This window comes from Agrobacterium sp. CG160-95 (assembly GCF_053521725.1).
This window is the reverse complement of sequence record NZ_JBNWDU010000001.1, coordinates 724,789-737,406: the sequence shown is the minus strand read 5'-3', so window position 1 is coordinate 737,406 and position 12,618 is coordinate 724,789. Positions and strand designations below refer to the sequence as shown.

Genomic DNA, 12,618 nt, shown 5'->3' with positions numbered 1-12,618 from the left:
ATAAGGCTGTAGGGACCTCCCCAACCTCATCCCTGTGACGAGCACAGGAATGAGAAGGCGGCACGCGCCGCGCTTCACAACCGGTAGAGCGGCTCGAACCTGCCCTTGATCTCAATCCCGAGCTCGAATGTCTTTCCGTGCTGCGGATTGGCGGCAATGGCGTCGTCGTCAAGATTTTCGCGGGCGGATGTGATGAGAAGGCGCGACGCATCGGGGCCGATGAAGGCCGGGCAGGTGGTCTGTCCCGCTGGCACCAGATAGCGTTCGATGTGGTTGCCGTCGGCATCGTAACGATCGACCGCACCCATCCCCCAGCGGGCGTTCCAGATATGCCCTTCCGCATCGCAGACCGATCCGTCTACGCCACCGTCGATGCCGGCGGTGTCAATGAACACCTCTGCCTTGCCGGTGGGAAGTCCCGTCTCGGCATCGAGCGGCACCCTCATCAGCTCGTTGACCTTGGTGTCGACGTAATATCCGGTCGCGCCATCGGGCGAAAAGCAGATCGAATTTGGAATGCTGACATCGGCAAAAAGCTTGGTCACGGTTCCCCTGGCAACGTGGTAGATGCTGCCCGCGCCGATTTGCGCCTTGCGGCCCATGGTGCCGATCCACAGCGCGCCCGAGGGATGCATACGCCCGTCATTGGAGCGGTTGTCGGGCATGTCATTTTCAAGCTCCGCATGCAGCGTCAACACGCCGGTTGCCGTATCGCGAAGGAAAAGGCCGTCATCGGAGGCGATCAATTGCTTGTGGTCGCTGATTTTCGCCAGTGCGCTGCCCATGAAGGGCAGGGCGTGCACCGTTTTGCGGCCGGAGGCGAGATGCAATTCATGCAGTTCGCGCCCGATGATATTGAACCACCAGGCCGTGCCGGTCGCCGGGTCGAAAGTCGGGCCTTCGCCAAGCGTCATCGGCGTTTCGTCAAGAACACGTCCGGCAAAGGGAAAAACGGTCGCCATGCTTTTATCCTCCAATTGCTGCATCATAGGCCGAAAGTGTGACGATGGCGCGCTCGCGCACCTCCGCAGCCGTCATGCCGGGCTTATAGAGACTGGTGCCAAGCCCGAAAGCGATGATGCCGGCGTTGGTATAGTCGGCGAAATTCTTGTCCGAGACGCCACCAACGGCGGCAATGACCAGATCCTTCGGCAGGATCGTCCTGATCGCATTGATGCCGGACGGGCCGATGATGCTGGCGGGAAAGAACTTCAGCCCGGTTGCTCCGGCCTTTGCGGCGACCAAAGCCTCGGTCGGAGTCAGAACGCCCGGCATCGTCACCATGCCCTTGACGCGCGCGGCGGTGATGACGTCGGCATCGGCGTTGGGGCTGACCATCAGCTTGCCACCGGCGGCGTCCAGCGCATCCACGTCTTCCGTGCTGAGCACGGTGCCGGCGCCGATCAGGCAATCGGCGGGCGCCATCTTCGCGGCGATCTCGATCGAGCGGAACGGATCGGGCGAATTGAGCGGGATTTCGATGGCGCGGAAGCCGGTCTCGATCAGCGCGCCGACGACGCCTTCTGTTTCCTCGGGTTTAAGGCCGCGCAGGATGGCGATCAGCGGATATTTCATGGCGGGGAAGGGGATACGCATGGTGGGTCTTTCGTCCTTGAGCGGGATGGCGAAAAGCGGTAGCGGTTTTCGCCTGGAATTCCGCTCCACTGAATAATCTATGACCAGATGGCATTTGCGGCGGCTAACAACCCGCGCCGAACGGCCTCGTCTGCGTCGATGACAGTATATTGAATCTCAAGGGCTGCGAATGCACCCTCGTAAAGCGCACCGAGCGCGCCGGAGCCGATCAGCACCACCGGCGTGTCCCGCCGTACGGAGGAATGCGAACCGGCGATTTCCAGTCCGATCATGATGCCGGAAAGCTTGGCCTTGGCGTCTGTCGCGGTGAGGCCGTGCAACAATTGTCCAGAGCGCAGGGTGAACAGACGGTTGGTGGCGAGCTGCGGATTGGCATAGACGTCACGCACCGCCGCCCTGAATACCTCGTGCTCGCCGGTAAAGGCTTCGGCTTCCGACACCGCATGGGAAAGGATGGTCTGTTTCGAGATGACCTCGAACAACTCACCGGTCATGAAGGTGGCAAAGCCCGTCACGTCGCTGCCATCCACCGTTACCCATTTGGAATGGGTGCCGGGCATGCAGACCAGCTTCCTGCCGCCACCGGCGGAGCTGAGTGCACCGAGCAATTGCGTTTCTTCGCCACGCATCACATCAGGTGCGTTTTTGTCCCGCTGCGCCAACCCCGGCAGAATGCGGACATCCCGCTCCTGACCCGGCACGCGCACCGCACCATCGAGAACCGCTGAAAGCGATGCAGGCACGTCGATATAACCGGCCTCCACCCAGCCCTGCCGCGCACCCGCCATGCCGCAGATAAGAACCGGCAGTTTTTCCGGTGCACCGATGGCATCGAGATGCGATTGCAGCACCTCTGTAAAGCCGGTCCGCATGGCCGTCGTCATGCCTTCAGAACTTCTGCGCTCAGCCAGCACCGCGCCGGACCGGCTGAGCAGCCAGAGCCGGAAACTGGTCGTGCCCCAGTCGACGGCGATAAAAGCGGGTTCAGACATTATAACAGGCCTCCGTCTACGATTATGGATTGCGCGGTGATCGCGCTCGATGCCGATGATGCGAGAAACAGGCACGGACCCACCAGATCGGCGGCGACAAGCGTGCGCTTGAGACATTGCCGTGCCGTGGTCGAGGTGACGTCGTCGTCCGTCAGCCACAATTCTTTCTGCCGTTCCGTCACGATCATGCCCGGCAGCAACGTGTTGACGCGGATATTTTCCGGCCCCAACCGTCCGGCCAGGCTTTTCGTCAGGCCGATGATGCCGGCCTTGGCTGCCGCATAAGAAGGAAGCTCGCCCATGTTCAGCAAAAACGAAATCGAGGAGAAATTGATGATGGCTGCGTCCTGCGCCTGCCGCAGATGTGGCAAGGCGGCCTGAACCGTGAAGAACATCTGCTTGAGATTGACGGCCTGATTGGCATCCCAATAGGCTTCTGTGACGGTATCGATGTCGTGGCGGTCGTCCCATGCGGCATTGTTGACGAGCACCTTGATGCCGCCGGTTGCAGCTGCTGCCGCCTCCACGCTCTGCCGGGTCGCCGCAATGTCGCGCAGGTCGGTCTTGAAGAAATGGACCGGATGGCGTGCGGCATGAGCAAGCCGCGCAACGAGCGCCACACTCGGCTCTTCGGCGATGTCGATGAACGCGACCCTCGCGCCCTGCGCCGCAAAGGCCTCCACCAGCGATGCCCCGATGCCGGAGCCGCCGCCGGTGACGAGCACGCCCGCGTCCTTGAGGTCAGGGAAATGGGCTTGCATCATCGGCATCATCTCGTCCAGTGGGGGCTTGATTGTTCCATTATTTGGAACTAGATTTTACTAAGTGGAATTATTCTCTTGGCCGCAGGCTTATGTCAAGACAGATGACGGTGGATGTTGCCATGCCCGATCACAAAAACCCAAATGACAGCGAGCATGAGGTGGTTCCTGCCTTGGAGCGAAAAAAGGAAAGCGTAACCGGCACGCTTGGTAAGGCCGTCTCGCTTCTGGAGCTTATCGCCCTTGCCGAAAAACCGATGCGCTTCACCGACGTTGTCGAGGCTTGCGGCCAGCCGCGCGGCACGGTGCACCGCCAGCTCGCCCATCTCGTGGCCGAAGGTCTGGTCGATCATGTCGCCGACCAGACCTATGTCGTGGGTCTGAGGCTGCTGCAACTGGCTGCCAAGGCCTGGAGCGGCAATGATCTGCGCAGCGTTGCCGCGCCGCATCTGGCGGCATTGCAGGAGGCAACGCAGGAATCCGTGCATCTTGCCGTTCTGAACGGCGGGCAAGTCACCTATCTGGACAAAATGGAGGGCAAGCATACTTTGCGCATGCATTCGCAGGTGGGCAAGACATCCCCCGCCTATTGCACAGGGGTGGGCAAGGCCGCGCTGTCAATGCTTTCCCCTGACGACCTCGCTGCACTTGCCGCAGAGCTGGACTTCCACCGCTTCACGCAAAATACGATCGTAACCCCGCAAATGCTGGCGCAGGATGTGGCCGCCATTCGCAGCAATGGCTACGGTTTCGACCTTCAGGAGCATGAGATCGGCATTCACTGCGTTGCCGCGCCGGTAATGGCGCCGGGGCGCAATTTTCTCGCGGCGATTTCCGTCACCGGCCCAGCCTATCGCGTGGATGTGGAGCAACTGCGGAAATGGGGTCCTCTGGTGCGCGAAACGGCCGATCAAATTTCGGCGGAACTTGCCTGCAGATTATCTCCGGTTGCGAATGGTTGAGAAAAATGGATGCGTGAAGCTGTTGGTTTCCGCTTCAAAAACGACAGATCGCGCGCCGATCCGTGTAAGTGAAATCTTATTTTCGATTATTCGGAATTAAGTTTCAACTTTTGTTTGCATGAATCATTTTGGCGAGTAACATCCGCGCAATTTCCGCACGAAGGCAGGCCTTTGCGGCGGTATTTTCTCTTTTTTGAAGAACCGCTTCATGCAGAAAACAGAGACGGCCGCCGTTCAGTCGATTGGTGTTGATTGCGTTCGCGAGATCGCCGGTCTCAACACGCAATTCGATATATTCCGGTTTTTGAAACGGCTGACGGAAGCTTGGGGATTCAAGGCCTTCATGGTGCTTGACCTCTCGGCCGAAATGGCGAGCGAATTGTCGCAATGCACCATCATCACCAGCTGGCCGGCCGAGCTTTTGCAGCGTTATGATGAAGAGGGCCTGCTGCAGAGAAGCCGGGTGATGGCGCAGTTGAAAAAATCGACCACACCCTTTTCCGTCTCCCTGGATTTTCTGGTCAGCGGCGACGAAAACGCGCCGAAGAAACCGGTCATCGGACTTTTTGAGCGGTTCGATATGATAAATTCGGTGTGGTTTCCCGTTCACGACATCACCACGATGCGGGGAGCGGTGTCCTTTTCCGGTAACAAAACGACTTTGCCCACCAGCCAGCTGGCGGAACTTTTTTACATTTCCAGCCACATCTTTGCCCGGCTATCAGAAATCCGCCGCCTTGATCTGCGGGTTCCCGAGACGTTGAACGAGCGCGAGATAGATTGTCTGAACTGGACGGCCGCCGGCAAGACTAGCGCCGAGATCGCTGAAATCATGATGCTCTCGGAACATACCATCAATCACTACCTGAACCGTGCGACGAAAAAACTCGATACGGTCAACCGCACCCAAGCCGTCGCAAAGGCGCTCCGGGTCGGTCTGATTAAATAGCGAAACCGCAAATTTATCATTGTGATAAATGGGTTCCTGGGCGATCCTTCTTTCGAATCACCGGGAAGGAGAAATCGTTTGCCGGAACGGCATAGGATAAAAGCGGGGTTTTCTCCGACTGTCGATTGCGCCGTACTGATAGCCGCTGCCGAAAAAGGCTTTGCTGCCGACGAAGGCGTCGAACTGGAACTCATCCGAAAACAATCCGCGCGCGCCGTGCTTGCAGCACTTGGCGAGGACGAGGTTCAGATCGCCCATTTGCCCGCCGCGGTTCCCGTCGGTTCCGCGGTTGGCCTCGATGACCTGCCGGCCGATATTGTCGGCGTCTTCACTCTTTCCCTTGGCGGATCGGCAACGACCGTTTCGCACGGATTTTTCGACGAGCTTTACCGGGAGGGCATGAAGCTGCCGGACCCGGCCGCGTTCGGGCGGGCGATGGCCCGTGTCTGTTCCGCGCGCCGGGCGGCGGGTGAAAAACCGCCGGTCTTTGCGATCGAGGATATCGTGTCCACGCCGTTTTATGCGCTGCGTTATCTGCTCGGAAGCTGCGGCGTGCTGCTCGGCCGCGACATGGAAATCGTTGAAGCCCTGCCGAAGGCTATGCCGGCACTTTTGGAAAGCGGCAAGGTCGATGCGCTCTGTACCGCCGAACCGGCGGGCAGCGCTGTGGTGCTGGGTGGCGGCGGGCGGATCGTCACCACGGGAGCGCTGATCTGGCACAATGCGCCTGAAAAGATACTGGCCGTGAAGCGGCCCTGGGCGGAAGAGAACGCCACTGTGCTGGAAGGCTTGCTGCGTTCGCTTTATCGCGCCGGCGAATGGTGCGCCAACTCCGCCAATATCGAGGAACTTACCGGCATTCTTGCCGCCCCCCATTATATTGACGAGAACGGCGAATTCCTGCTTCCGGCGCTGACGGGCTATATTTCCACTTCGCAAAGGGACATGCAGCGTTTTCAGGAGTTTTTCGTAACAAGCGCCAAGGCCGCCAATTTCCCCTGGCAAAGCCAGGCGCTGTGGTTCTTCAGCCAGATGTTGCGCTGGGGCGAGGTCCCCCCCGATCGCCGGTTCGATGCAGCCGTTGTGGAGGCCGCGCGCAATGCCTATCGGCCGGATATCTTCCGCAAGGCGATGAAGCCGCTTTTCGTGCCGGTGCCGGGCGCGAACCTGAAGCTGGAAGGCACGTTGCGGGAGCCGGTCCATGTCGGGGCGTCACGCTCGGGTCTTGTCCTCGGCCCCGACTGTTTTTTCGATGGTCGGGTTTTCGATCCGGAAACGCTTGATATGGACGACGAAATCTGAAGTCTGCGAATAAACCGTCGCGGTGATCCGCTGTTTGCGGTTTGGCATTGGCGAACGGGCCGCGTTTGTCTATGGATGGCGCGGAATGCAGCCCATATCCGGCGGGATGATGTAGCGGAGTAAACATATGGCAGAGGTCAGCAAGCACCAGGTCGAAAAGGCTTTGGAGGCAGTCATCTATCCGGGCAGCGGCAAAAGCATTGTGGCGCTTGGCATGGTCTCGGAAATCTTCATCGCCGACGCGAAAGCCTATTTCTCTATTACCGTCCCGGCCGACAGGGCAGCTGACATGGAGCCGTTGAGGCTTTCGGCTGAACAGGCCGCCAAGGGCGTTCCGGGTATCGCCGGTGCCGTCGTCGCGCTGACAGCGGATCGCAAACCCGGCACACAACAACCCGCACCGGCGCGCCCGGCGCCAGCACCCGCGCGCCCTGCGGCTGCAACCGGCCGGCCGGCCGCGCAGCCCGGCTCGTCGAAGGTCGGCGTTCCCGGCGTCGGCGCGATCATCGCCGTTGCCTCGGGCAAGGGCGGGGTCGGCAAGTCCACGACCGCCGTCAACCTGGCGCTGGGCCTGCAGGCGCTGGGCCTCAAGGTTGGCATGCTCGACGCTGACATTTACGGCCCCTCGCTGCCACGACTGCTGAAGATTTCAGGACGCCCGCAGCAGCAGGAAGACCGCATCATCATTCCCATGGAAAATTACGGACTGAAGGTCATGTCCATGGGATTTCTGGTGGATGAGGAAGCGGCGATGATCTGGCGCGGGCCGATGGTTCAGTCCGCATTGATGCAGATGTTGCGTGAAGTCGCCTGGGGTGAACTCGATGTGCTGGTGCTCGACATGCCGCCTGGCACCGGCGACGCGCAACTCACCATCGCCCAGCAGGTGCCGCTCGCCGGCGCCGTCATCGTCTCCACGCCGCAGGATCTGGCGCTGATCGACGCGCGCAAGGGCATCACCATGTTCCGCAAGGTGGAAGTGCCGCTGCTCGGCGTCGTCGAGAATATGAGCTACTTCATCGCACCGGATACCGGCGCGCGTTATGATATTTTCGGCCATGGCGGTGCAAAGGCAGAGGCTGAGCGGATTGGCGTGCCGTTCCTCGGCGAAGTGCCTCTCACCATTTCCATCCGTGAAATGTCTGATGCCGGAACGCCGGTGGTTGCCGCCGAGCCGGATGGTCCGCAGGCCGCCATCTACCGCGATATTGCGGAAAAAGTCTGGGCCCGCATCGGTGCGGGCGAAAGAAAAGCCGCCCCGAAAATCGTTTTCGAATAACGTACCGGTTGTGGAAGAAAAAAAGGCCGGGCGGTTGTCCTGCCTGGATATATTTTAAAAACAATATGTTAACTGGTGGCTTCGGGAAAGGCCGATGCATTTGAACGCCAGAGATGCATCGCCTGCAATGCTGTCGCGAGAAAATATTGCTTGATTGGGTCTCGCTTTGGGAGCATAGCCCTGCGCCGTTTGGTTCTTGGTCCGTCAGTCCGGCGGGATGTGAAAATCCCGCTCGTTCCGGTGTTCCCTGAAGTGTCGTCCAAAGGTTTGCCGACCTTGAACAGGATATGTTAAGCAGCATTGCGGCTGAAGCCAGCGATGCGGACCGGAGAAACGGATTGATAAAAGCCTATCGCGCCAACTGCGAGGCGATCAGCCTGTCGCCAGACGACGGCCGTGAACAGATTCCCGACGATATCGTCTGGATCGACCTTATCAATCCGACGAGGACGGAAGAGCAGTATGTTGAAAAACTGCTGGGGCTTGAGCTGCCCACCCGCGAGGATTTGAAGGATATCGAACCTTCCAGCCGCCTTTACATGGAAGATGGCAACGTCTTCATGACCGCCTCTCTGGTTTGGAAGGCAGATTCCGACGGTCCGCGCCTGACAGATGTCGCCTTCATTCTTGCCGGCAAGCGCCTTGTGACGATCCGTTATGCCGAGCCGAAATCATTCCACCTCTTCACCGCCGCCATTACCCGCGTGCCGCACGAGATGCGCAGCGGCACCGCGCTGTTGCTGAAACTGCTGGAAACCATCGTCGATCGCACGGCAGAAATTCTCGAAAACTCGGTGGCAGGCATCGACAATCTCGCCGCCGATCTTCTCGGCAGCCAGGCGCGCAGCAAGCGCAAGGCGCCGCGTTATCTAGAAGACCGACTGACGAACATTGCCGCCTATCACCGGCTGATCTCCAAGGTTCGCGACAGCCTTGCTTCCCTTGCACGCCTGCAGACTTTCCTGTCCACAAGTGCACAGGTCCAGCAGGACAAGGAAGCGAGGGAACAGAGCAAATCGATCGGTCGGGATATCCAGTCGTTGAGCGAACATGCCTCTTTCGTTTCCGGCAATCTGACATTCCTGCTGGACGCTTCTCTCGGCATCATCAACATCGAGCAGAACGGCATCATCAAGATCTTCTCGATCGCGTCGGTCGTGTTCCTGCCGCCCACTCTGGTGGCGTCGGTTTACGGAATGAACTTTCAGCTCATGCCGGAGTTGAACTGGACGTTTGGCTATCCACTCGCGCTCGTCGTCATGCTGATGTCGGCAATCATCCCGTTTCTCTTTTTCCGTTGGAAGGGCTGGCTCTAAGGAGCCAGGATCATCATGTCTCAAATCGCAGACAAGGACTTTACCGAGAAGCCGGATTCGGATGACAAGCATCAGAACAAGGGGCTTTATGCCGCGATCCTTGGTTCTATCGGCGTCGTCTACGGCGATATCGGCACCAGCCCGCTCTATGCCTTCCGCGAAGCGCTAAAGCCGATCGCCTATGATGGCGTGACGAGAGAAGAAGTCATCGGCCTGACATCCCTGATGATCTGGTCTCTGACGATCATCGTAACGTTCAAATACATCACGCTCCTGCTGCGCGCCGACAATGACGGCGAGGGCGGCACACTCTCGCTTCTGGCGCTGTTGATGAAGACGGCGGGCACTCACCGCAGCGTTCTCATCGTGCTCGGCCTCATCGGCGCAGCCCTGTTCCTGGGCGATGCCATGATCACGCCGGCGCTATCAGTGCTTTCGGCGGTGGAGGGTCTGAAGCTCGTCACTCCGGCGATGGACGACTTTATTATTCCGATCTCCGTCTGCATTCTCATCGGCCTATTCGCGATCCAATCGCACGGTACGGGAACGGTGGCGAAATTCTTCGGACCGATCACCGCCGTCTGGTTCCTGGTCATGGGTGTAGCCGGCCTCATTCACATCGCCGATGATTTCGGCATTCTCTATGCCTTCAACCCCTGGCATGCGGTCGAGTTTCTCGCCAACGAAGGCTTTTATGGCATCGTCGTGCTGGGCGCGGTTTTCCTGACGATCACCGGTGCTGAAGCGCTTTATGCCGATCTTGGCCATTTCGGCCGCCGTCCCATCCAGTGGGCATGGTTCTGTCTGGTTTTCCCGGCACTGACGCTGAATTATCTCGGTCAGGGCGCGCTGGTTCTCAAGGACCCGGCGGCGATGTCCAATCCGTTTTACCTGATGTTCCCGCAATGGGCGATCCTGCCGGCCGTCATTCTGGCGACCGCCGCCACCATCATCGCCAGCCAGGCGGTTATAACAGGCGCGTTCTCGCTCGTGCGTCAGGCGATCCATCTCGGCTATCTGCCGCGCATGGAAATCCTCTTCACTTCGGAAACCAATACCGGGCAGATCTATCTTCCTGCCGTCAACACCATCCTGCTGTTCGGCGTCGTCGCACTGGTGCTCACCTTCAAGAGTTCGGATGCACTGGCCACCGCCTACGGCATTTCCGTTACCGGCGCGATGGTCGTCACCAGCATGATGTTCTTCGAATTCGTTCGCAAGCGCTGGCAGTGGTCCATCTGGCTGGCGATTGGCGTGCTGGCGCCGCTTCTGCTGCTGGAACTGATTTTCCTCGGTGCAAACCTGCTCAAGATACATGATGGCGGCTATGTGCCGGTGTTGCTGGCAATCGCTTTCACCATCATCATGACCACCTGGCAGCGCGGCTCGAAAATCCTTTTCGCCAAAACCCGCCGCAGCGATGTGCCGCTGAAGGCTTTCGTGGCTTCGGTGGAAAAGGAAAGCGCCCATGCGCCGGTGCGCGTGCCCGGCACAGCGATTTTCCTGACTGGCGATCCGGATGCCGCACCCGCTGCATTGCTGCACAATCTCAAGCACAACCACGTCCTGCACGACAAGAACGTGATTTTGACGATCCGCACGGAAGACCAGCCGCGCGTCCGCCCCGAAAATCGTTACACACTGACGAAGCTGAGCGATCGTTTTGCCGTAGTCGAACTGCATTTCGGCTTCATGGAAACGCAGAACGTCACCCAGGCGCTCGGTTACCTCAGGCGCACGGGTTACAAGTTCGACATCATGTCCACCTCGTTTTATCTCGGTCGCCGCAAGCTGGTGCCGGATCCGAAATCGGGCATGCCCGGCTGGCAGAACCGACTGTTCATCGCGCTTGCCGAAACGGCCGCCGATCCCTCGGACTACTTCCGCCTTCCGGCCAACCGCGTGGTGGAACTCGGGTCTCACGTCGTCGTCTGATTATTAGAAGGTGGTTACACATTAACGTGAAGCCGCGCCCACGCGCGGCGTTAACCAAGCATCAAGGTTAATAAGAGATTCTCGAACACCTGTAACAAATATGGTTCCTGGTGTTCGGAGTGCTGGTTTTGCGTTCGAAAAGAGTAATGCGTCGTCGGTCCTTTGCGTCCCTTCAGGCATGGACCTCACCCGTTGTCTTCGGCCTAGCTGCCTGGCTCGTCTTTCCTTCCATTGCCGCACGCGCGGATTTGGCCTCCCTGCTGGCAGGGCTGGACAATGGCGGCGAGCAATGGCGCATGGTGCTGACCGCGTCTCCGGCAGGCTCTGTCCATAATGCCTCGCTCACCTTTAACGATGCGGAAGGGGAGGCGGCGCTGCATGGCAGCGGCATGACCCTGCCCGATGGCCGCAAGGTGGCTTTCGTTACCAACAAGAAGGGTGACGAGACGACACCCGACAGCGAGCGCGTCAACCGTGCCGCCAAGAAGGGTCGCATCGTCGCAACCGAAATCATGCAGCCGCCAAAGGCCTTCACCGCCGGTTCCGTGCTGGAACGCACCAGCATGCTGGATATAGAGCCGCTGAAGCGCAAGGACCGCACGGCTTTCGTGAAACCGAAACGCGGCAGCGACGTCAAACTTGCCTCCTTCTATTTCCGCCGTGATGAAAAGAAGGCGGACAAAAGCGTCTCTCCGATGCTGGCGGAACTCGTCACCAACAGGACTCCCGATATTCTCGCCACGGCTTACGCGCCGGCCGAACCGGATTTCGCCCGTGAATCGCCGTTCGACGCCATTCTGAAAAAGCCGGAGGCCGGCCGCTTCGTGCCGTTGATCGGCGCGGACGATCACGCATGGGCGGCAACGCCGCTGCCCGCTGCCGTGTTTTCCGCAGCCGAACAGCAATGCCTCGCATCCGGCATCTATTTCGAGGCGCGCGGTGAATCGGTCAAGGGACAGGCGGCGGTGGCACAGGTGATCCTTAACCGCGTGCGCAACCCCGCTTATCCGAAAACCATCTGCGGTGTGGTTTATCAGAACAAGGACTGGCGCAACCGCTGCCAGTTCTCCTTCGCCTGCGATAATATAAAGGACCGGGTGAATTCCGAACGTCACTGGAAAATGGCGCGCGAAGTGGCCATGGCAACCACCGCCGGCAAAATCTGGCTGACGGAAGTGGGCTCGGCGACTCACTATCATGCCGTCTATGTTCGTCCCGCCTGGGGAAAATCCATGAAGAAGGTCGGCAGGATTGGCTTGCACGTCTTTTATCGAACCTATGGTGGCGGCTGGAGCTGATACCACCGCCAATTTGTCGCAATTTGCGTGTCAAAAATGCCGATTCCCGGGGGAAACATCGTCGACAAACTGCGATTTGGCGTTAAGCCTTTGTTTTTAAATATTTAATTTGTCAAAAAACAAGCTTCGCCAGTGCCTTGACTAGCGAAGCCCCTAAAACTATGTTGCGCGCGACTTCAGAGCGGGCTGGAACAGGCTTAATCCGTCACCGTTTACAACTCCAAAGGG

At 59.1% G+C, this 12,618-nt stretch carries 11 protein-coding genes; 7 read left to right on the top strand and 4 right to left on the bottom strand.

What is annotated here, in order from left to right; all coding sequences use genetic code 11:
• Positions 1-74: 74 nt before the first annotated feature.
• From ACQZ63_RS03755 to ACQZ63_RS03740, 4 genes are all read right to left on the bottom strand, one after another.
• Positions 75-962 (bottom strand): SMP-30/gluconolactonase/LRE family protein, encoded by an 888-nt coding sequence (locus ACQZ63_RS03755; RefSeq protein ID WP_111783298.1) that lies wholly within the window; start codon positions 960-962, stop codon positions 75-77.
• 4 nt (positions 963-966) lie between these two features.
• On the bottom strand, positions 967-1,596 hold the full coding sequence (locus ACQZ63_RS03750) for a 2-dehydro-3-deoxy-6-phosphogalactonate aldolase (protein ID WP_111783297.1): 630 nt from the start codon (positions 1,594-1,596) through the stop codon (positions 967-969).
• 77 nt (positions 1,597-1,673) lie between these two features.
• On the bottom strand, positions 1,674-2,588 hold the full coding sequence (locus tag ACQZ63_RS03745) for a 2-dehydro-3-deoxygalactonokinase (RefSeq protein ID WP_113555979.1): 915 nt from the start codon (positions 2,586-2,588) through the stop codon (positions 1,674-1,676).
• Entirely contained in the window at positions 2,588-3,358 is a 771-nt protein-coding gene (locus ACQZ63_RS03740) for an SDR family NAD(P)-dependent oxidoreductase (protein ID WP_019564225.1), read from the bottom strand. The genes ACQZ63_RS03745 and ACQZ63_RS03740 overlap by 1 nt, the downstream gene beginning before the upstream one ends.
• An 83-nt stretch (positions 3,359-3,441) precedes the next feature.
• Here ACQZ63_RS03740 and ACQZ63_RS03735 point away from each other — a divergent pair, with 83 nt between their 5' ends.
• The 7 genes from ACQZ63_RS03735 to ACQZ63_RS03705 all read left to right on the top strand — a co-directional run bounded on the left by ACQZ63_RS03735 (position 3,442) and on the right by ACQZ63_RS03705 (position 12,390).
• A complete protein-coding gene (locus ACQZ63_RS03735) occupies positions 3,442-4,311 on the top strand; it encodes an IclR family transcriptional regulator (RefSeq protein ID WP_162763636.1) in 870 nt (289 codons plus the stop codon).
• A gap of 208 nt (positions 4,312-4,519) precedes the next feature.
• Positions 4,520-5,260, top strand: coding sequence for a helix-turn-helix transcriptional regulator (locus ACQZ63_RS03730; RefSeq protein WP_003519040.1), 741 nt, complete (start codon positions 4,520-4,522; stop codon positions 5,258-5,260).
• A 78-nt stretch (positions 5,261-5,338) separates the two neighbouring features.
• Positions 5,339-6,562: a CmpA/NrtA family ABC transporter substrate-binding protein gene (locus tag ACQZ63_RS03725; protein WP_003519038.1), complete on the top strand. Its 1,224-nt coding sequence runs from the start codon at positions 5,339-5,341 to the stop codon at positions 6,560-6,562.
• Between the two features lie 127 nt (positions 6,563-6,689).
• Positions 6,690-7,841 (top strand): Mrp/NBP35 family ATP-binding protein, encoded by a 1,152-nt coding sequence (locus ACQZ63_RS03720; RefSeq protein WP_013635576.1) that lies wholly within the window; start codon positions 6,690-6,692, stop codon positions 7,839-7,841.
• A gap of 338 nt (positions 7,842-8,179) precedes the next feature.
• Positions 8,180-9,157, top strand: a complete 978-nt coding sequence (gene corA, locus ACQZ63_RS03715; RefSeq protein WP_065661583.1) for a magnesium/cobalt transporter CorA — start codon at positions 8,180-8,182, stop codon at positions 9,155-9,157.
• A gap of 15 nt (positions 9,158-9,172) precedes the next feature.
• Positions 9,173-11,092, top strand: a complete 1,920-nt coding sequence (locus tag ACQZ63_RS03710; protein WP_013635578.1) for a potassium transporter Kup — start codon at positions 9,173-9,175, stop codon at positions 11,090-11,092.
• A gap of 146 nt (positions 11,093-11,238) precedes the next feature.
• Positions 11,239-12,390 carry a cell wall hydrolase gene (locus ACQZ63_RS03705; RefSeq protein ID WP_003511694.1) on the top strand — a complete coding sequence of 384 codons (1,152 nt, stop codon included), beginning with the start codon at positions 11,239-11,241 and terminating at the stop codon, positions 12,388-12,390.
• Positions 12,391-12,618: the final 228 nt, after the last annotated feature.